21 protein-coding genes are annotated in these 20,785 nt (G+C 47.4%); 10 read left to right on the top strand and 11 right to left on the bottom strand.

Annotated elements, in window-relative coordinates:
- Window positions 1–51 precede the first annotated feature (51 nt).
- Window positions 52–915 carry an MBL fold metallo-hydrolase gene (locus tag CEQ48_RS03680; RefSeq protein WP_089070281.1) on the top strand — a complete coding sequence of 288 codons (864 nt, stop codon included), beginning with the start codon at window positions 52–54 and terminating at the stop codon, window positions 913–915.
- Complete coding sequence (locus tag CEQ48_RS03675) at window positions 909–1,538, top strand: DsbA family protein (protein ID WP_089070280.1); 630 nt, start codon at window positions 909–911, stop codon at window positions 1,536–1,538. The genes CEQ48_RS03680 and CEQ48_RS03675 overlap by 7 nt, the downstream gene beginning before the upstream one ends.
- A gap of 33 nt (window positions 1,539–1,571) precedes the next feature.
- Here the strand turns inward: CEQ48_RS03675 and CEQ48_RS03670 are convergent, their stop codons facing one another.
- The 9 genes from CEQ48_RS03670 to hutW all read right to left on the bottom strand — a co-directional run bounded on the left by CEQ48_RS03670 (window position 1,572) and on the right by hutW (window position 12,272).
- The gene (locus CEQ48_RS03670) at window positions 1,572–2,408 is read right to left on the bottom strand and encodes a DUF6279 family lipoprotein (RefSeq protein WP_089070279.1); all 837 of its coding nucleotides are present in this window, start codon (window positions 2,406–2,408) and stop codon (window positions 1,572–1,574) included.
- 136 nt (window positions 2,409–2,544) lie between these two features.
- A complete protein-coding gene (locus CEQ48_RS03665; protein WP_089070278.1) occupies window positions 2,545–3,678 on the bottom strand; it encodes a glycerate kinase in 1,134 nt (377 codons plus the stop codon).
- An 18-nt stretch (window positions 3,679–3,696) separates the two neighbouring features.
- On the bottom strand, window positions 3,697–5,049 hold the full coding sequence (locus CEQ48_RS03660) for a GntP family permease (protein WP_089070277.1): 1,353 nt from the start codon (window positions 5,047–5,049) through the stop codon (window positions 3,697–3,699).
- Between the two features lie 159 nt (window positions 5,050–5,208).
- A complete protein-coding gene (locus CEQ48_RS03655; RefSeq protein WP_089070276.1) occupies window positions 5,209–6,348 on the bottom strand; it encodes a PucR family transcriptional regulator in 1,140 nt (379 codons plus the stop codon).
- Between the two features lie 136 nt (window positions 6,349–6,484).
- The gene (locus tag CEQ48_RS03650) at window positions 6,485–7,471 is read right to left on the bottom strand and encodes a cytochrome-c peroxidase (RefSeq protein WP_089070275.1); all 987 of its coding nucleotides are present in this window, start codon (window positions 7,469–7,471) and stop codon (window positions 6,485–6,487) included.
- A gap of 314 nt (window positions 7,472–7,785) precedes the next feature.
- Complete coding sequence (locus CEQ48_RS03645) at window positions 7,786–9,522, bottom strand: methyl-accepting chemotaxis protein (protein ID WP_089070562.1); 1,737 nt, start codon at window positions 9,520–9,522, stop codon at window positions 7,786–7,788.
- Between the two features lie 307 nt (window positions 9,523–9,829).
- Complete coding sequence (gene hutZ, locus CEQ48_RS03640) at window positions 9,830–10,360, bottom strand: heme utilization protein HutZ (RefSeq protein ID WP_089070274.1); 531 nt, start codon at window positions 10,358–10,360, stop codon at window positions 9,830–9,832.
- A 23-nt stretch (window positions 10,361–10,383) separates the two neighbouring features.
- Window positions 10,384–10,887: a heme utilization cystosolic carrier protein HutX gene (gene hutX, locus CEQ48_RS03635; RefSeq protein ID WP_089070273.1), complete on the bottom strand. Its 504-nt coding sequence runs from the start codon at window positions 10,885–10,887 to the stop codon at window positions 10,384–10,386.
- A gap of 23 nt (window positions 10,888–10,910) precedes the next feature.
- Window positions 10,911–12,272, bottom strand: a complete 1,362-nt coding sequence (hutW, locus tag CEQ48_RS03630; protein ID WP_089070272.1) for a heme anaerobic degradation radical SAM methyltransferase ChuW/HutW — start codon at window positions 12,270–12,272, stop codon at window positions 10,911–10,913.
- A gap of 276 nt (window positions 12,273–12,548) precedes the next feature.
- Here hutW and CEQ48_RS03625 point away from each other — a divergent pair, with 276 nt between their 5' ends.
- The 6 genes from CEQ48_RS03625 to CEQ48_RS03600 are packed head-to-tail and all read left to right on the top strand — an operon-like array spanning window position 12,549 to window position 17,033.
- The gene (locus CEQ48_RS03625; protein ID WP_198301076.1) at window positions 12,549–13,268 is read left to right on the top strand and encodes an energy transducer TonB; all 720 of its coding nucleotides are present in this window, start codon (window positions 12,549–12,551) and stop codon (window positions 13,266–13,268) included.
- On the top strand, window positions 13,268–13,954 hold the full coding sequence (locus CEQ48_RS03620) for a MotA/TolQ/ExbB proton channel family protein (RefSeq protein WP_089070271.1): 687 nt from the start codon (window positions 13,268–13,270) through the stop codon (window positions 13,952–13,954). The genes CEQ48_RS03625 and CEQ48_RS03620 overlap by 1 nt, the downstream gene beginning before the upstream one ends.
- Window positions 13,951–14,367 (top strand): ExbD/TolR family protein, encoded by a 417-nt coding sequence (locus tag CEQ48_RS03615; RefSeq protein ID WP_000597688.1) that lies wholly within the window; start codon window positions 13,951–13,953, stop codon window positions 14,365–14,367. Before CEQ48_RS03620 ends, CEQ48_RS03615 begins: the two co-directional genes overlap by 4 nt.
- Window positions 14,368–14,377: 10 nt before the next feature.
- Window positions 14,378–15,211 carry a heme/hemin ABC transporter substrate-binding protein gene (locus CEQ48_RS03610; RefSeq protein ID WP_089070270.1) on the top strand — a complete coding sequence of 278 codons (834 nt, stop codon included), beginning with the start codon at window positions 14,378–14,380 and terminating at the stop codon, window positions 15,209–15,211.
- 11 nt (window positions 15,212–15,222) lie between these two features.
- A complete protein-coding gene (locus CEQ48_RS03605) occupies window positions 15,223–16,254 on the top strand; it encodes a FecCD family ABC transporter permease (RefSeq protein ID WP_089070269.1) in 1,032 nt (343 codons plus the stop codon).
- Entirely contained in the window at window positions 16,254–17,033 is a 780-nt protein-coding gene (locus CEQ48_RS03600; protein WP_089070268.1) for a heme ABC transporter ATP-binding protein, read from the top strand. The genes CEQ48_RS03605 and CEQ48_RS03600 overlap by 1 nt, the downstream gene beginning before the upstream one ends.
- Window positions 17,034–17,242: 209 nt before the next feature.
- On the opposite strand, the gene CEQ48_RS03595 is transcribed toward CEQ48_RS03600, so the two are convergent.
- Window positions 17,243–17,704, bottom strand: coding sequence for a TetR family transcriptional regulator (locus CEQ48_RS03595; protein WP_089070267.1), 462 nt, complete (start codon window positions 17,702–17,704; stop codon window positions 17,243–17,245).
- Window positions 17,705–18,225: 521 nt separating this feature from the next.
- Between CEQ48_RS03595 and CEQ48_RS03590 the strand changes: the two genes are divergently transcribed.
- Window positions 18,226–18,528, top strand: coding sequence for a YfcZ/YiiS family protein (locus CEQ48_RS03590; protein ID WP_071179396.1), 303 nt, complete (start codon window positions 18,226–18,228; stop codon window positions 18,526–18,528).
- Window positions 18,529–18,856: 328 nt separating this feature from the next.
- On the top strand, window positions 18,857–19,456 hold the full coding sequence (locus tag CEQ48_RS03585; RefSeq protein WP_089070266.1) for a leucine-rich repeat domain-containing protein: 600 nt from the start codon (window positions 18,857–18,859) through the stop codon (window positions 19,454–19,456).
- 56 nt (window positions 19,457–19,512) lie between these two features.
- On the opposite strand, the gene CEQ48_RS03580 is transcribed toward CEQ48_RS03585, so the two are convergent.
- Complete coding sequence (locus CEQ48_RS03580) at window positions 19,513–20,619, bottom strand: 1-acyl-sn-glycerol-3-phosphate acyltransferase (RefSeq protein ID WP_181715081.1); 1,107 nt, start codon at window positions 20,617–20,619, stop codon at window positions 19,513–19,515.
- Window positions 20,620–20,785 lie beyond the last annotated feature (166 nt).

Here is a 20,785-nt window from a genome sequence, read left to right as displayed (position 1 = left end):
TCTGTTTAAACTCACCGCAACAAAACAAACGTCCCAACAACGGAGTCTTACATGAACACATTGACTAAACTACTTGCTGCTACTGTAACCTTATCTGCTCAAGCCATGGCTGCGACCCCACTGACTTTGGATGTCTACAACGCCGATGGTAACAGCTTCCATGTGAATGCAACCGTAGTGTACGGTGAAACCGAAGCGATGGTAGTGGATACTGGCTTTACCAAAGCAGATGCGCTGCGCATCGGCGCGAAAGTACTGGATTCAGGTAAAACCTTAAAAACGATTTTCATCTCTCAAGCGGATCCAGACTACTACTTTGGCGCAGAAGTGTTAAAGCAGATGTTCCCGCAAGCAGAAGTGATTGCAACCCCAGGTGTGAAAGCGAAAATCGAACAGAAACTGCAAGGTAAGCTGGATTTCTGGGCACCGAAAATGGGCGCCAACGCGCCAGTGAAACCAGTTCTGCCAACCGCATACCAAGGTAAAACACTGGAAATTGATGGCCAAACAATCGAAATTCGTGGTACCGAAGGTGAGTTAAAACATCGTCCTTACTTGTGGATCCCTGCCAATGCAGCGATCTTGGGGAATGTGGCTGTGTACGGTAACGTTCATCTATGGATGGCCGATGCACAAACAGACAGTGAGCGCAAAGCTTGGGCTGAACAACTCGATGAGATGGCAGCGCTTAAGCCAAAAGTGGTCATCCCAGGGCATATGACACCGGGAACCGCCATGGACAGCAGTGCGATTACGTTTTCACAAAAATACCTAGCTGATTTTGCTAAAGCGAAAGCCTCTAGTAAAAATAGTGCGCAACTGATTGAAAAAATGAGCAAAATCTATCCGGATGCAGGCCTGCCTATGGCGCTTGAAATTGGTGCGAAAGTTCATACTGGTGAAATGAAATGGTAAGGGTTCACTACATTTTTGACCCTATGTGTGGGTGGTGCTTCGGCGCCACCTCACTGATGGAACAACTGGCACAACAATCCCATCTTGAACTGGTACTACACCCCGGTGGCATGGTGGACAAAGCACAGATCAGTCCTGATTTTCGTGCGCATATTTTGCAAGCTGACCAACGCATTCAGCGTGAAACCGGCGCACAGTTTGGCGAGGCGTATTTGGAGCGTGTACGCAGTGTTCAACCACTCATGCTCGATTCGTACTTTACAGCCCAAGCCATCATTGCGGCACGCCTTGCAGGCAAACGTGATTTCGACATGTTGAAAGCCATTCAGCGTGCGCACTACCAGCAAGGTCTGGATGTGACACAAACAGATGTAATGCAACAGTTAGCGCAAGCGATGGGCATTACCCCTGAAACATGGCAAAACGTGATGCCACAAGCTGCAGAAAAAGTACGCAGTGACATTGCTCAAACCCAACGCTTAATGCAACAGCTGGGTTTAGATGGTTTTCCGTCGTTAGCCATTGAGCAAAATAACGAGTGGTACACCTTAAGCCCTAGCCACTACTATCGCCGCCCACAAGAGTGGCGAGCTTGGTTAGAATCACTCAGCGTGACAGCATAAAAAATTGACACCCCACAATGGGGGTGTCAATTTTTACTCGATTAATAAATCAGAGACTCTTTCTCGCCAATTCGCCAGCTCATCTTGCCAATGTTGTTGCTGTTTATCGGAACTGTTTTGCAAGATTTGCACAACATAGCGCTGACCTAATTCGCGGTTATAACTCAGCTTGGCTTTCAAAATCATCCCGTAATGCTGCTCAGGGTTTAGTAGTAAAGATTCGAGTTGGGCCTGAAATGCTTCTGGTTGTGTTCTTTGTTGCAATAATGTACGCACCTGCTCACGCATCGTCGTTTGAAATCCTATCCAATCGTTGGCAGTGGGTTGAATATTGTTGCTCCAAACCTTAACCAACTCTTGTTGGGACGGATTCAATTGTCCAAGCCAATCTTCTAAGCGGTCTGTGATCCGCTCTTGATAAAAATTCCGCAGCTCATCCTCATCCATATCTATAAATTTTTTGGCAAATTTGTCATGTCGTTTAATGAAGGCTTGCATAAATTGCTCGGTTTGCTCCTCACTGAGCGTGGCTGCCAGCCGGCGGATGTCAGGCAGAACCTTGATAATCAGACGCTGATAGTAAAATTGCATCTTCTCTTGGTACTGGGCTACTTGCGGAGCCGTTGCCTCACGTAAAGAGAGCGCCGAAAGTTCATCCATCATTGCCAAATAATCGGGCAACTCTTGGGCACGATGCCAACTCTGTAAACTCGGCATCGTTTGTTCAATCAAGGTTTTCTGCTGCGTATTTAGGTCAACAAAATCCTCAGCATAATCAATCACAAACCAATCAAGATTGTGGTAGACCAACTTAGTCGCACAACCAACCAGAAAGGTACAGAGCAGAAGTACACGAAGCCATTTCAACATAAGAGAAGTCCTTTCCTAATCACTCTGGGTTTTACGCAGCAATTCAAGCTAACGTTCAACATACCAATGAGAAACTTAAAAAAAGAATGGCTTAAGCCTTGATAGAAAGAAAGCTGGCCAAGGCCAGCTTTCAGATTTATTTGGAGAGAACCCACAATCTGGCGACATTCTCGGCCAAATCGGCAAGGTTAAAATCGGACTCTTTAAGCGCATCTTCAAGCGACATTGCCCGCGGCACCGCAGCAAAAACAGCATCGATCCCGCACTGGTACACGGCTTGATAGTTATCTCCGGTACAACCGCACAAAGCTAGCACAGGAACATCAAAGCGCTTGGCGACTTTGGCAACCCCCATTGGGGTTTTGCCATGTACCGTTTGACTGTCGATGCGCCCTTCGCCGGTGATCACTAAATCCGCATCACTGACTTGATGAGCAAGCTGAACCGTTTCCAGCACAATTTCAATACCCGGTCGCAACCTAGCTTGAGTATAGGCCAAAAGCGCCGCACCCATGCCACCCGCTGCCCCTGCACCAGCACTCTGGAGAACCGCTTTGCCGGTGACTTTTTCCGTGAGTAAACCAAACTGCTGCAAGGCACCATCCAATAATTCAACATCTTCCGGCGTTGCCCCTTTTTGCGGGCCAAATACCGCAGAAGCACCTTTATCGCCACACAGTGGGTTGTTCACATCACAAGCCACCAACAGATCACAGTGCTGTAACCGTGGGTCGAAATCTTGTAAATCAATATTGGACAATTCGCGTAAACCGCCGCCGGTAAGCTGGATGGGATCGCCATCGGCATTGGTAAAGCGCGCGCCAAGTGCCGCGAGCATGCCCACACCGCCATCGTTGGTCGCACTGCCACCTAGACCAATAATCAGCTTAGTGACACCTTGATCTAGCGCGTGTCGAATCAGCTCTCCCGTACCAAAACTGGTGGTGAGTTTAGGGTCGCGCTGCGCAACTGGCACATGATGCAAGCCACTGGCCGCGGCCATTTCGATCACCGCAGTTTGGTTATCCCCCAACATTCCGTAGAAGGCCTCCACTCGCTTACCTTGTGGCCCCATCACTATGACTTCAACAAGTCGTCCTTGTGTTGCATCGACCAAGGATTGCACGGTACCTTCACCGCCATCAGCGACTGGGATAGTGACAAATTTTGCATCATGCCATACCCGAGCAAGCCCAGCCTGAATTGAATCACACACTTGCTTTGCCGTTAGGCTTTCTTTAAAGGAATCTGGGGCGATAACCACTTTCATATCACGAGCTCCTAATTTTTATAACAATACTAAGCTTAGAACATAAACCACAGCCATCGCAGTGACCCCTTGGACTAGAGTCGCCATGGTTTGTGCGCGGTAAGCCAAGCCCACGCTCATACGGCTAAACTGTGAAACAACCCAGAAGAAGCTGTCATTGGCATGAGAAACCGTCATTGCACCCGCACCAATCGCCATTACGGTTAAAACTCGTCCCATTTCACTATCCAAGCCCAGTTGGCCTAAAAGTGGCGCAACCAGCGCAGAAGTGGTTACCAAGGCCACGGTCGAAGAACCTTGTGCCGATTTCAGCGCTGCGGACACAATAAATGGCATAAAGATGCCGACACCCAACGCTGACAGCGTTGTACCGAGATAATCACCAAGTGGTGTGGCTTTCAAGACGGCGCCAAATGCACCACCTGCACCGGTAATCAGCAGAATTGGTGCTGCAGCGGTAATACCTTGACTGATACGCTCACCAAACTCAGCCACTTTGTCGGCTGATTTCAATAGGCGCACCGCAAGAAGCAGGCCGATTAGTAGTGCCGTCAATGGCTGACCAAGGAAGCCCAGCACCTCAAACAGCATGCCTTTACCGAAAGGAAAACTCGGGAATTTTGCGATAGAGCCAAGGCAGATCAACAAAATAGGTACGAAAATTGGGGCGAAAGCCTGACTAGCCGTTGGTAGTTGACCATAAGAAGCCTTAAGCGCTTGCCAGTCTTGTTTTGGGCTTTCTTGCGGCTCAATGATATCAGCCTCAACTGATTGGAAACGGTTCGCCCACAACATACCAGCGATCGCCGCAACTGCCGCGACAAACAGGCCAATGGCAATCACCAAGCCCAGTTGAGATTCCAAGCCTAAGTTACCCGCCGCCGCAATCGGTCCCGGAGTCGGTGGAACAAAAGTATGCGTAGCGTAAAGCCCAGTGGCGAGTGCCACACTCATAGCCACACTAGAGGTGGCTAAGCGTTTAGCCAACGACTCTTTTAATGAGTTAAGGATAACGAAGCCAGAATCACAAAATACTGGGATCGAAACAATGTAACCGATAATGCTCATGGTCAACGTTGGAAAACGCTCGCCAAGCAGTTTGATGACAGTATCAGCCATGGTAATGGCTGCGCCGCTTTTTTCTAGAATCACACCAATGATGGTACCCAGTACAATCACTAAACCGATGTAACCGAGAATACCGCCAAAGCCTGTGGTAATGGTTTTGGCGATGGTGTCTGCAGGCAAACCATAAGCAAAAGCGCCAAGGAATGCGGCAAGAAGTAACGCTAAGAAAGGGTGTACTTTAAATTTGGTGGTAGCGAGCACAATAAAGGCAATTACCGCTAGTAGGATTAAGATCAGACTCATAATAACTCCATGTCTTTATGTTCTGAGGCTAGGTGAATCAATTTCCCCAGCCTCTTCGTAGGGTAGAGCTATTATCCTCGTTGATCTGCCTGATTCCTTTAGGCAGAACAACAAATACAATTATCAGTAAAATGTTAAAAACTGTGCAAATGCACAACTTTAATCATAACTTGTGAGCTGGCACGCAATATACAGCTCGGCCAAACCCAGTAACGAGTTGGTATCAATCCCAGTGATTTCGGTAATTTTTTCTAATCGATAGCGCAGCGTATTTCGGTGGATAAACAGTTGTTGGGCGCAAAGATTCAAGTTGCCATTTGCCGCAAATAGCCCTTTTAACGTTTTCACTAGTTGTCCTGACTTATCCTGTGTCTGCAACTCCTTCATGATTCGTCGCCATTGTTCACCTTGCCATCCTTCATTCAAAGGCGAAAGCAATACCGGTAAACGCAGTTCCTCGTACAAATGTTTCTGTTTTTCTGGTTGGCGTACTTGGCCAATCCTCAGTACCTGCTTGGCACTCTGATAAGAGAGATGAATCGCGTTTGGGTTGATAAAAAGCTGGCCTAGTGCAATGTCATACCCCTTGATATCGTAGGTTTTGAGCCTTGCCATAAGCTTATCAATCCGCAGACTTTCGTATTCACTGGTCCAATGCTCTGGTGTTCGACAGGGTTTGAGTACCACTATCTCTTGCATAGAAACCACAGCGACCAGATTGTCCCGTTCAGGATGCTCCAAAAGCTCAACCACTTGACGGATCTGATCCAAGCTTTGCCCACTTTTTGGTTGGCGAAAGGCGATGACCACCGCCACACGCGGCTTAGAGAGATCGATGGAAAGCCTCGCCGCCCATGCATCGAGCTCTGCCGCCGATAAGGTATTGTGGATCCAAGCGGAAATGAACTCTTCACGATGCCGCCGATCCCACTGCAATTGTTCGACCAAGGCTGCTTGCTCAATGATCATTTCGGCACTCATTTTGACCAGATTGGCAAAATCTCGAATATCATTCGGCTCTCCGGTGATCCCCACAATCCCCACCACTTGCTGCTGATTTCTCAACACCATGTTGATTCCTGGCTTCACACCTTTCAGCGCCACGCAGCTTTCTGCCGTTAACTCTACCGAATCGCCATGTTTGAGTGCCAAAATTGCGCCATCATGTACTTGCCCAATCCGGTTTTTTTCGCCACTGCCAATGATCACTCCAGCTTGGTTCATCACGTTGATGTTGTAACCGATGATCGCCATAGTACGATCGACGATTTGTTGCGCTAATTGACTATCCAGTATCATGACCGACTCCCTATCCACTCAGCGCAGACTTATAAGTGCTCTTGTCGATTTCCAACATCACTATTACTCATTTTTGTGATTATGCACAAAAAGAAAAAGCTGCCCGCAGGCAGCTTAAAAATAGCGTTTTTCCTTTTTAGATTTGTGGGCGAGCCGTTTCTAATGTTGATGGTGGAAGATTAGGTAAGACGACCTGCGGTTGTTCACCTGTCAGCGACTTCAAAAACTCGGTGATTTTGCCAGATTCTTCGCGGGTTAATTTCTGCCCCAACTGAATATCAGCCATTACTTCAACCGCCTGTTGCAAATCCCACACAGAGCCATCATGGAAGTAGGGATACGTCAATTCAATGTTACGTAGAGTAGGAACTTTAAACACGAATTTATCGACGTCACTCCCCGTCACAGCTTTACGACCTTCATCCGGATTTTGAGTCACAAATGGCTTCACTAAGCCCATTTTTTGATACATCTGCCCACCTGCGAGTTCTCCACTATGGCAAGCAGTGCACCCTTTCTCTTTAAAAAGTTGGTAGCCTTGTAGCTGAGCCGTAGTGAGCGCATCAGCATTCCCCTTTAACCATAAATCAAAGGGAGCATTAGGGGTACGCAACGTTTTTTCAAAGGTAGCAATCGCATCTGTTACTTCGTTGATCGTGAAGTTCTCTTTGCCATAAGCTGCCTTAAACCATTGACGATATTGTGGAATAGATTGCAATGTTTCAAGAGCGAGGTCATGGCTAAACGCCATCTCCAACGGGTTCTCAATAGGACCAGCAGCTTGTTCCTGAAGATCTTTCGCGCGACCATTCCAGAACTGAACAAAATTTAGATCCGAGTTAAACACTGTTGGTGAATTGATCGGGCCTATCGCCCATTTGTGGCCTATCGAACTTGGTAAGTTATCTACACCGCCTTTAGCTATGTTGTGACAAGAATTACACGAAATAGTATTGGAGGCAGAAAGACGAGGATCAAACCAGAGCGTTTTACCTAGTTCTACTTTCTTACTATCAAGCCCTTGAATAAGTTCAATCGGCTTGATGGGTTCCTGTGCTATGCGTTCAGCCAGAGCTGGGCTCGTGGCAACCACCAACACAGACAGTATTAACATACGCTTCATATGACTTCCTTTTTAAGCAAATGGAGTGTGTCCTCACTACTCTGCGCATTTCTTAATCGATACGCTGGCGTCAAAGTAAGGGAAAGTCAAAGGAAGTGACAAAGGAAAAAAGCGATAAACTTGATGACAAAAATCGATGTTACAAAGAAGTAAACACCCAGACGTGAGATAAATAAAACCATCTGGCGCAAAAGCCAAGATCAATGAAACAATTTTTCAACAAGTGCAATCACACCTTGTGTTGACTTAAATCAATTTTATTGATGACAAAAATGCCTTCGCAAGCGAAGGCATTTTTATATTACGTCATGCAGTTAAGTGCGAATATGTGCAATCGCGCTATTGAGGTCATCAACGTTACGTTGCAAATCAACCACGACAGGCCCGAGTTGTTTAATCGCTAGGTTCATTTCACTGGACAGTGTTTTAATGGTAGTGAGATTACTTGAAATCTCATCGCTTACTGATAATTGCTCTTCAGTCGCAGCAGCAATTGAAGTGTTGAGTTTATGGATCTCTTTGGCTGAACCTTGAATCGCCACTAAAGAATCATTGGCAACACCCATATTCCCTCTTGTCGATTGCATTTTATCGGCACTAACGCGAATGGTTTTAGTCGACATTTCAGCCTTTTCTTGCAGCATAGAGATCATGGTTTCAATCTCGCCAGTCGACTCTTGCGTACGCTGTGCCAAAGAACGCACTTCATCGGCTACCACCGCAAAGCCTCGGCCTTGTTCACCAGCACGGGCAGCTTCAATCGCAGCGTTCAATGCGAGTAGGTTGGTCTGTTCTGCAATCGCTTTAATTACATCCAAAACATTACCAACATTGTTAGACTCAGTTGCCAATTGCTGAATAGTATCGGAAGTTTTCTGGAATTCCCCATCCAGTTCCGCAAATTCGCGAATGGTTTTTTCAAACACTTGTTTGCTGCTATTGGCTTCTTTTTCTGCACTACCCGCATATTCCTCTGCCATATTGGTACTTTGAGAAACACTCGATAGTGCAGAGGTCATTTCTTCCATTGCGGTAGCCGCCATCTCCAGCTCTTGGTCTTGCTGGCTCGACATCTTCATATTTTGATCCGTGATGCTACGAATGGTGTCGGAAATGGAGGAGATGGTGTGGTTAACCTGATTGATTTTTGTGATGGTCGACCCATAACTGATCAGCACTTTGTTAATGGAGCGCCCGATCACAGCGAGCTCATCATCACTTTTTTCGTCAACCCTTAATGTAAGGTCAGAATTATCATCAGCTTTCTGCAAAATGTTTGCCATTCGATCAATCGGCGTAACAATTTTACGGTTGACCACAACGTACCCTGTGATGGCAATGATGGCGACAATGAGTAATGAGATATTACCAATCAAAACAGTACTTTGAACTTGTTCCGCTGCATGGTTAAATTGCTGTGCGGTTCGTGTTTCTAGCTCTTGGAAGAAGCGATCGATAGGAGCCATGATCTTGGCTTTTTCACGATGGTACTCTTCACTGTGCAGCAGCTGTACCGCCATGTTCACATCCGGCTCACCTTTTACCGTATAGTTACCACTCGCATCGGGAAATAAGCCTTTTACTGCGTTCATGGCTTTCACTTCCATGTTAACTAACGCATCTGAGTTATTTTGTGCTTCTTTAAGCAAAGCAAATTCTTTGTCACTAAAACCGAGATCTTTCATCGTTTGTTGAAGCGCGATGGTTTGACCATCAGGCTTAGGCTTTTGGCCGTATTGCAATACGAGATCCCAGTAAATCGTATGGTAACTCTCGGGGCGGGGCTTTTTGCCGTTGCGAATATCGAGAATATCCATATACATCTTTTCGTATTTTTCATCCCCAGTGACCACATAGGTACGACCTAAGCGCGTTAAGTCATCAGAGCTCTGACGTAGCTCATCCGCCGCTTGATAAGATTGATAACGGATTAACGAGAGCTTATCAACTTGTTCTTCAAGAGCATCAAGTTGAAATACGGTTACCATGGTTATCGCAATTCCCACACCTATAGTTGCAAAAACAAGCTTCATCGTTGTATTAATTTTCATGGAAGATCCTTCTAAGAAAAACAGTGCATATTCGGTCATTTATAATAACCTTCTTATTGTTACTTTCAGCTTAGAAGATGTTTAATGATCTGGTAGGAAAATGTTGATTTTTTTTCTGAGGATAATCATTGAAACGTGTTTGCATGATGCTTGTTTAACATGTTTTCCTGAAAATCCATCAATCATCTCAGGAGTAAACATGAGCTTGCTCACGCATCATTTTTGCTCGCTTTAGGGAGAGCAAAAATAAAGCGGCTTTATAAAAGCCGCTTAAGTGTATTAGATTTATCGTTCTCAAGACTGACGACTAACCATTGGAAATCTTACGGTGGCCTTCTTCCAAGTGAACAAAATCAACCAAATCATCACCAGAGACTTGATAGGCTTGGCCAAAACCCTTCACGAACAAGCCTTGCTCTGGTTGTAAGCGGAATAACATAAAGTCTTGTAGCTGGCTTAAACCATCAATGATTTCGCCAAAACGCTCACCCATCTGTGCAATTACTTGGCACCATAACTCGCTTTCACGTTCAACGATGCTGGCAACGGCATCAAACGTCAGACGTTTGCGGGCAAAAAGCTGTTTCGCTTCTGATTCGTCTTCAATCATCATGATCGAAACTTGCGGATTCACTTCAAGGTTACGTGCATGACGGGCGATGTGCGAAATCAACACAAAGTAGCCTTCTTGATTTTGCACGAAAGGCGCATAGCTAACGTTCGGGCGGCCTTGCGCATCGACAGTGGCCAGTTGCAGTGTTTTACGCTCTTGACGGAACTCTTTGATTTCTGGCCCTAAACGTCCCTGCAAACGCTCTTGCTTAACTTGCTGATCCATCTCTTTCTCCTCACGATGGTTTATTATTGTTTGTGTTGTTGTTGCATTGCTTTAAAGCGTGCAACTTGTTCTGGAATTAATTCGCGCTTGTCATCTCGTCCCAGATAAATTTTAAAGGCGTTTTCACCTTGAGCGGTAAAGAAACCAAAGTAATGGCTCTCACGTCCCATGAATGGCTTACTCACTAAGGCAACATGGCTGATGTTTTCGAGTTTCAAATGGCCATGCAGTTCGCCATCACGTCCCATTAAATTGTAGTAACCGCGCGCGACTTTACCTTTTGGAAAAGGCGCTTTCACTTCAAAGATGGAGCCCGCGATAGTCATAATCGTGGTCACAGGTCCCCACTCCGGTAGGCTTTCTAAAATCGCTTGCGCATGAGAGCCATCCACCACAGCGACCATCTCTTCAGGAAGTGCATTAACGACGTCAAACTCGGTAACATTGAGTTGCTCGGCCATCGCGGCAGGTAATAACGTGGGTTGCTGCTCAAGCAGTTGAGCGACTTGCTGTTGTAATGATTCCATTGTTTTTTCCAGTCTAGTTATGCTTATGCGATACGCTGCTGTTGATATTTATACGAGTGAATGAGTACTTGAATACAGGCCTGCGCTAGGCTCACAGACCAAAACCGCCCAGCGGTTGTCAGGGTTAAATATTCTTGCTCAATCTCCACCAGACCGAGCTCCTGCCAACGCAAAAAGAGTGGCATTAACCAGTCAAATGCTTGGTGATGATAAAATGTTGGTAAGCGCTGTTTGGCGATGACGCCTGAATCAAAGCCTGCTTTCAATGCGGCAAACAGTGGTTCATATTCGTGTTGGCGAGCCATCATAGCGACAAGCGGTTGACCATTTTTCATCGCTTCCAGGTAAGCATCGAGTTGGCGATGTTGCATCAGTGAATAACCGCCTATATTCCCACCCGCACCACAACCAATCGGTAGCACTTCGGCATAGGTTTTGGCCAAACTGTTGTATAGGCTGCGCTCGCGGTTGTCGCGAGTCCAGTGGTTTACGCTCAATGGACGCAGATGATGCTTCGCCATAAATTCCACCCCGATTTGGTACAAGGTAGCCTTGTCGGGTGTACTCGCTGGCGGTGGCAATTTACCCTTTTCAACTAAGTTGAGCATGGGCGCGGTCCCCCCGACCATAAGCTGATACAGATCGATTCCTTGCGCGCCCGTCTGCATAAAGTCTTGCAGATCTTGTTCAAACACTTGCGGCGTTTGGTAAGGCAAGCCGTAGAGTAAATCAATCACAATCGGCGCTTGTTGGGTCGCAGCCAACGAAGCGATACGCTCCATCACCACTTCACGATCATCCAGTCGTTTGGCGCGGCGTCGAACTTGAGTATTAAAACTCTGCACACCAAAAGAGAATCGGTTAAAGCCGCCTTCCAGAGCATGTTCAAACATCTCGTCACTGAAGCGATGAATACGCCCTTCTAAGGTGATTTCACAATCTGGGGTTAACGGAAACGAATCACGGATTGCGGTGCCTAATTGCCGGATCTGTTCGGGAGAAAGTTCGGTCGGTGTTCCCCCGCCGATATACACCGCATGAAAGACACCGGTTTGTGTCCAAGGTAGTGCGGCTTTTTGTTTAATCTCTTCAAGTAACGCTGCGAAGTAAGCATCCACCAACTGGCGGCTCGCCGCGTTTTGGAAAAAATTACAGAAGGTACATCGCACGCGACAAAAAGGAATATGGATGTAGAGGCACCGAACTTGTTGACGCTGACTGGTTTGTTGGGTGAGCTGTTGCCAAACTTTTGCCTGTTCATGGCTAGGTACAGGCATCGCAATACCGCTTGCATGGGCTGAATGTTTATTTTGGAAAGCAAAACGCAACGGATCTGATGTGTTCGCCCCCAAAACAGATTCATCAAAATTATCTAAAATCAACATACTTCTTTCTCAGTCAATCCCTATACGACAAGGGTTGCGCTTTTATTCATCTCATTCAGGCAAAATCATAAATTGACGCTAATGATAATGCAATTGATAATTGATATTATTAGTATGCTGAGCAATAATATTTGCCCACTGAGGCTAATTGAGCATGGGACCATCCATACTCAATTAGCTGCATTAATTGAAATGACCAGTTTGATCAGCTTACCTCTTGCTAAGTTTTCAGAGAGAAGGGGGGAAATATCGCTGATCATCGCGAGGGAGAAGGACGTGAATCTGAACAGATATGTCATTGCTGGAGGGCTTTCCCTAGCTTTTCACGCACTCTTGCTTATCACGACAGATGAAGCTCAGGTATTTGCGATGCCTGCTGGAAACCCAACCCAATCGGTTTCGATTAATATGGTTTCGATGCCCAAAGCAGCACCGGCTCAACCAGAGCAAGCCAAACCGGAACCAGTAAAGCCGACACCGGTACAAGAAGCCGTAAAAACTCCGCCAGCTAAGCCGAAGGTGGAGCCGCACAAACCTAAACCTCAAACCGTGAAAAAACCCGTACCGGCAGAGCAAGTCCCATCCAAATCGGTAGAGAAGCCGCAACCGGAGAAGGTAGAGCGTACCGCTGAAACGGCACAAAAGCCTGCGCCAACGCCTAACCAGCAACCGAGCCAGCCCACGGCGGCTAGCCAAGGCATCACAAGTCAACCTATTTTGGTGGATAAACCCGCTTTAGTGAGCGCGCAAGTTCAACCACGTTATCCACGTATTGCTCGTAAGCGCGGGATCGAAGGCACAGTGATGTATGAAATTTGGCTGGATGCGCAAGGTAATCAAATCAAGCAGCAGTTGCTCTCTTCATCCGGCACAGAAGCCCTAGATCAATCGGCGCTCGAAGCCATTAAACAGTGGAAATTTTCTCCACATATTCTTGACGGTGTGCCCGTAGCTCACCGAATTCATATCCCTATTCGTTTTAAATTGGAAGGCTAATGGAATCGTTACAACAACTCCAACAACAGCTAGGCCTGATGGCTTGGCCACTTTTCATTTGCTCAGCATTAACGGTAATGCTGCTCGCGGAGCGCCTATTTCAAGTGCTGCTCAGTTTAACCGTAGGCAAAGGAGCGATTCGTCACGCTTTGCAAGCTACCTCCCCAAAAAACTCAAAGCAACTGGCTGAACTTACAGAGCATTTCGCGAGTAAGCGTCCGGTGCTGTATCGCGGAGTGGCGATGCTTTTGGCCCATCACCAGTTTGATAAATCTCTGCGTGAAGATGCGGCGGGCATTTGGCTACAGGAGCAGCGTCACCAGTTTAACTCAGGGTTGCGTCTCCTGACTTTGATTGGCGTGATCAGCCCTTTACTCGGTCTATTAGGTACCGTACTTGGCCTAATTGAAATGTTTAAAGGGGTTGCCGCCACGACCGGAAGCATTACTCCGAATGTGTTAGCCGATGGCTTAGGAGTTGCAATGTACACCACGGCAGCAGGTCTGCTGATTGCGGTTCCGGCTGTTGCGGGTGCCCAACTGCTCAATCTGTGGGCGGATCGCACCATGGCCAAACTGGAACATACACTGAACTACGTTAACCTGTGGCTAGAAGGCATGATGCTGCACGCCGACGCTTCACTGACAGTCGTGACACCGCAAGAGGCCACAACGGAAAACCTATGATCAAGTCCTCAGCCAAACACAACGACTTCGGCCTGACTCCAGATCTCACTCCGCTACTTGATATCATCTTTATCGTGATGGTGTTTTTGCTGCTCACCGCATCGGTGCGTTTGGAATCGTTGGAAGTGGCTCTGCCCACGACCGATTCCCCCGTAGTGAATGAAGTGAATAAAGAATCTATCACCGTCAATATCTTAGCCACCGAACCTTATTGGGCGATTGATGGTAAGCCCTACCTCGATTGGCATAACTTCTCGTTGGCGCTTTTAGAGTCTGTACAAGTGGACAAGCGCCCGGTGGTGATCGCCGCCGATCAAGGGGCTGAGGTTCAACAATTGGTCAAACTGTTGAGCTTTTTACAAGAAAACGGCATTCAAGCCACCCAGTTATTAACTGAACCTTCTCACTCTTAATGGATACAAGATGAAAATCACTCAATCATTGGCTTTATTGCTGGCCTGCTGCACCTCAGGCATCAGCTTCGCTCAAGAACGGATCGTCAGTGCTGGTAGTGCGGTGACCGAACTGATTCTGGCACTGGGTGCTGAGCAGCAATTGGTGGCAGTCGATGTCACAAGCGAAGTGCCGAATTCACTCAATTTGCCGACCGTAGGCTATCACCGCCGTTTGGCGGCTGAAGGGTTGTTAGCCCTAGAGCCAACCCAACTGATTGGCTCAGATGAAATGGGACCCGATACCGCGTTACAACAACTGCGCAGCTCAGGTATTCAAGTCCATGTGATCAACAGCGAGTCCACACCTCAAGGTCTGTTAACGCGCATTGACCAGATTGCTCAGCTCACCAATACCAAGCAGCATGCTCAAAAGCTGAAACAGAGCGTTCAAGAGCAGATCAACGCATTGCAGGCCAAACAGCCTGAAAAACCCAAGAAAGTGCTGTTTTTATTACTGCATGAGGGCCGTGCGACCAACGTGGCGGGTAGCGATACCGTCCCCGATACCATTATTGGTTTAATCGGTGCTCAAAACCCAGCCTCTCCCTCGATTGCTTCGTATAAACCGCTGTCCATGGAATCCATGATAGAGATGCAACCTGACATGGTGCTGGTCAGTGGTCGCAGCCTAGAAAAACTGGGCGGTGCCGATGCCGTGTTGAATGCCGTGCCCATGCTCGCGGCAACACCAGCAGGACAAAACAAGAATATTGTCGCGATTGATGGCCACGCCTTAGTCGGCGGCTTAGGTCTGAAAAGTCTGCAAGAAGCGCAGCGTATTCAAGCTCTGCTGTACCCCTGAGGCCACTCCCTGTGTTAAGACGATTTCCTTTTGCCGTGACAGTCAGCTTCCTGACTCTGGCGGTCTTCTTTGCAGGGCTGTATTCGATCACTGTCGGACCGATGAACATCACCATCTCCGACAGTATTCAAAGCCTGCTTTTTCGTTCCGAGCAACTCACGAACGCCATCCATCTGGTGATCCACGACATTCGCTTACCGCGCACCATCCTCTGTTTGTTGATTGGGGCAATTCTCGCGCTGTGCGGCACCGCCATGCAGGGGCTATTTCGTAACCCGTTAGCCGAGCCGGGGATCATAGGTGTTTCCTCTGGCGCCTCTCTTGGTGCGGCCCTCGCCATCGTGTTATTCAGCGATGTGGTTTCAAGACTACCTTGGGTGAATAGCTTGCTGCTGCCTATCGCGGCTTTTATCGGTGGCGCGCTGACCACCGTATTGGTTTATCGTCTCGGCACTTCTAAATTTGGTACATCGGTGACTATCATGCTGCTGGCTGGGGTGGCCATTTCGGCCCTTGCAGGGGCAGGTATTGGTTATCTTAATTATCTAGCGAGCGATCAAATGCTGCGCGACTTAACCCTATGGTCCATGGGTTCAGTGGCAGGCGCGACGACCTCGAGCATTGTGCTGTGCAGTGTCACTTTAATCGTGCTATTTGCCTATTTCCATTGGCGTTCGATGGCGCTCAATGCCTTATTGCTTGGGGAGGCAGAAGCGCGTCATCTCGGTGTTCCAGTACAAAAGCTCAAAAGAGAGATGATTCTGCTTTCGGCGGTAGGCGTTGGGGTTGCCGTAAGTGCCGCCGGTATGATCGGTTTTGTGGGGCTTGTGGTGCCCCATATTGGCCGCATGTTAGTGGGGCCCGATCATCGTAACCTAGTGCCAGTTTCCACCTTACTTGGCGCATTGATGCTCACCCTTGCCGATATGGTCGCTCGGGTAGCGGTTGCGCCTGCAGAATTACCTATTGGCATTGTCACCGCACTGGTCGGGGCACCCTTCTTCTTGTATCTCCTCTTCCAACAAAAAGGTCGAATATTCTGATGCAGACTATTGCAATTCAAGGCCGGGATCTTTGTGTCACCTATGGTTCTCGCCAAGTGCTCGATCATGTGGATCTCACCTTGCGCTGTGGCGAAGTCGCGGCTTTACTTGGCCCTAACGGAGCTGGGAAAAGTACCTTACTGAAGCTGCTCTGCGGTGAAATGGATGGAGTTGGCAAACTCGATTATTTTGGTGTTCCTGCGTCGCAGTGGCCAGCAGAAAAGTTGGCTAACCATTTGGGCATTTTACCCCAACAGAGCTCGCTAACTTTTCCTTTTACCGCGCAAGAAGTGGTTGAACTTGGGGCTATCCCACTCAATCTACCGCGCAAAGAAGTAGAGCGCGTCGCCCGTCATTACATGCAGCAAACCGATGTGTTACACCTCGCAGCCAGTCTTTACCCTTCTCTTTCTGGTGGTGAAAAGCAGCGATTGCATCTCGCGCGAGTACTCACTCAACTGCACCAAGCCGGTCAACAGCGTATTTTGATGCTGGATGAGCCGACATCAGCGCTCGATCTTGCTCATCAACACAACACGCTACAACTCGCACGTCAGTTAGCCGATGAAGAACAATGCGCCGTCGTCGTTGTGTTGCATGATTTAAACCTTGCCGCACAATATTCAGATCGCCTGATCCTGCTTCATCAAGGCAAAATTGTGTGTGATGCGGCGCCTTGGCAGGCGCTGACCGCAGAAAGAATTGAGCAGGTTTATGGCTATCAAGCGCTGGTTGCCGCCCATCCAACCCGCGATTTCCCTATGGTTTACCCAGTTTGAGGCGTATCTCAAGTCAGTTTTATCTATTCTGAGGATGGCGTTGCTTGATATTTTGAGTCGATGGCGGCTTGCCATGCCTCAATCACATTTGCAGGCGCGGTGCCATAAACGCTTTTTTTTGCCTGAGTCTGATACAAAAAAGCTCTGTACCTAACCGCTGAGTTTAGGTACAGAGCTTTTTTACTGGTTAACAGACGGATGGTGAAAGCTTAGTTCACCATGCTGACTAATGAGCGACCGAGTAACCATTCCACTTCTTTTTGGCTCTCTTGTCCGAATTTATCTTCGGCCAATTTATACAGGCGATTCACGCCTTTGTGCGCAAAATCATGGGCACGCTCCGCCGTTACAATGTGGTGAAACAGCAGGCGTAAAATGGCCACAAATTCGGATTTTTCCATGGCTTTGAGCCAACTGTCACGGAATGTCTCAATATCGTGTTCAAAATCGAGGTATTCCATAAACATCTTAAATATCCGTCCGTCTAACGCAGAAGCGAAATCGGTTTTCTTCGGAAAATGGTGGCTGATCCCCGTTCGGGATACCCCAGTTTGCTGGCTGAGAGTGGTGTAAGACATTTTGTCATAACCCAGTCGAAGCAACTGGTCGACAACCGCATCCATAATGGTCTGAATCGTCACTTCAGTATCTTCTTTACTACGCTTAGGCATGGTCAGGCTCTTTTCTAACGTCAATTCTTTGTCTGCTTAAAAGGTCAGCAGCACGATAATTATCATTAAAATGATCAGGGCAAACACAAAGATGGAGTGAACTCACTTTTCCTGTTTGACTCACCAATTCAATATTAGACAGCCAGACGGTGAGTTCTTACATTTGTATAAACCTTTGTTGATTTTTTGAACAAGGTCACTGGTACAAACCGCTGTTGGCTGGATAACCGCAATAAATCATATTTTGGTGAGCAAATAATCCAACAATCTATTGAGTGTGACAATGAACTGGTCGAAATTCTGACAATTTTCCGACACTTGGAACGCCAAATTACCGGAGAAGATCACAGAAGTCCCTACTCTACTCAGTAACACAATCTTGCTTTCAATATGTATTTCATTGCATTTCCTTCTCCTTTCTGTTGTTCAAACCGCAGACCATTTTTGTGGCATAAGTACGGAGAGGGGACTAGAATGGCCCCATTATTCGTAAGCAGATTAAGTCGTAAGAGGATTAGGGTATGAGTAACCAAACTTGTGTTGAAAATGAAGTATGTGAAGCTTGTGGTTGTGCTGGTGAAATCGGTTTTATTATTCGCGAAGGTGATGATGTCGCAGAAGTTTCTCTGTTTGGTTCGGATAAAGCGCATTTAGAAGGCAAGCTGGCGGAATACATTAGCTTAGCCAAGCAAGTCTGTGCGAATGTTGAGTATGAAGTGGCTCCCATTGCAGATAACGCGACAGAACTGCACGCTCGTTTTAAATTTGAAGTGAGTGCTGAAAAACTGATTTTCGAACTGAAAACACGGGCGCTTGCACGCTAATCGTCACCTCATCACATCGAGCGGGCTCAAGCCCGCTTTTCTTTTCTCACTTCCTCGTCGACGCCAACCCAATATCCCCAACGACTTGACGCTGCAGCTTCAATTAGGAAGAGGATATACCCAAACTACTTGGAGTTGCAGGTAGGCGGCAAGTGAGCTCATCCCCATGAGCATAGATAAACTATGTGATTGGGGTGAACGAACGTAGCCAACACCGCTGCAGCTTCAAGTAGGAAGGGAATAAATAGGAAAAGCCATAAAGCCTACTCCACTGCCGCCGATACTCTTTATACTGACAAAACTCGCCACACAGGATAAACGCTTCGCCATGATGCTTCGTGTTATTGCCCTTTCAGTGTCGCTTATCGCGGGTTGCACACATGCGATGGCTTTGGATCTCTACATGGTCCTCAACCATCTCGACAATTACGGTAACCTTGATCTGCGCGGCAAGCCCTACACTTCCTTGCCGGAAAACTTCACGATCAAAGGGAATTTGAATATCGCTAAAACTGCGCTCAAATCGCTACCGAAAGGCACCATCATAGAGGGCAGCTTGGATGCCTCAAACAGTTTGCTGGAAAAAGTACCGCGAGGGACAAGCATCAAAGGCTACGCCAACTTACTCGGGACCAAAATTCAATCTTGGCCATCCGGTGTAAAAGTGGGCGGTTATCTCAACTTTACTGACACCCCATTAACCACCCTACCTGCGCGAATGACAGTAAAAGGTGATCTCCGTGTGATCCGCACACCGCTAACCGACTTGCCTGAGGGTATAGTGATCGAAGGGCACCTCTTCATTGGCGGCTCACAAATCACTCGCTTCCCAGACACAATGACAGTTAAGGGCAATATTTACTTAGGGGGTAACCAAATCAGTAAATGGCCAAGCAAACTCACACTCGGGGGCGCTGTCGCTCGCTAAAGTAGAAAAAGCAAAAGAGGAGCCGACTGAGCTCCTCTTTTGCTTAAGCGAGGGGATCAGATGTGATTACGTACGGGATTGGCGTAAGCATCCAACAAATAACGATGAGCAGGCTCAGGCAGCTGTGCCAATTTTGCCTGTAACACTGCGCGCACTTCTGGCGTAATGTCTTTATCCTCTTGTCCAGCCGCTAAACGGTTGATCGGGAACAGCACATAGTTCTGATGGATCTGTCGGTCAATCTCTTGCGCCAAGGCATCTGGTGTATCAAATGGCTGGGTAATGACCTCACCAAACGCGACATGCACACGGCCTTTATCACCCACAATACCTTGGATGATGCTTTCGATATCTTCAAATTCACCTTTTTCATAACTACCTTGCGTCGCTTTCTCATACAGCTCACGCGCTTTTGCGATGTCACAAGGATCGTTTTCATAGGAAATCGAAACCGGAACCAGATTGAGTGAACGAACATAATCGGCAAATTCCATTTTTTGACGACGTCCTTCAACGTGGAACATTTTTAAGATAGCCGGATCGGTTTGGTCATTACCATCTTTGGCACGCCCCTCTTTTTGAGCGATCCAAATGGAATGGCCAGTCTCCAGTGAATGCTTGATGTAAGCCGACAGCGTACCAAGAGCTTTCATCATTTCTCTTGGACCTTTTGCCGAGCGTTTCACAATAAAGCTTTTGTTCAAACGCATCAGCTCGGTCGCACAAGGCTTTTTCAAGAGGTTATCGCCGATCGCAATCCGTACGGTACGATGACCTGCCATATGCAGTCCGTAGTTGACTAGGGCTGGATCCATCGCGATATCACGGTGGTTACAAATAAATAAGTAGGCTTGTTCTTTATCCAACTTATCCAAGCCACTGTAGCTCACCCCTTTCGTGGTCTGCTCTAAGGTTTGGTCTAGGTATTTTTTTACCTCAAGTTGGATCGCTTCTACGCTGTCCAACTTCGCCCATTTACGCTTTAGGTAAAACTTAACCAGCGGTGCCATCAAGTCGCGCAACCAAGCAGAATGGTGTTTGAAGCGATGTTTCAAAATCGCTGAAATAAACTCTTGGTCATTGATGAGACGAGAGAGCGCCGCGGGGATCTCGTCATCATTGTAAGGACGAATATCAATATAAGGATCAGTTGTTGAAGTCATAGGTTTGTACATCAGATAAAAAACTGGCCTATTCTACGCATAGTTAGCCCTGCTATCAGCAAGGATGTCTAAGGTCAGACCAGAATTGTGTATCCCTTTATTTACCCCAATCACGGGAATTGGCTTTTTTTGCGATAAGCGTTAATCTTAGCGCCCTTAAAATTCC

The organism is Vibrio tarriae (assembly GCF_002216685.1).
Taxonomy (GTDB): domain Bacteria; phylum Pseudomonadota; class Gammaproteobacteria; order Enterobacterales; family Vibrionaceae; genus Vibrio; species Vibrio tarriae.
This window is presented reverse-complemented; position numbering and strand designations above follow the sequence as displayed.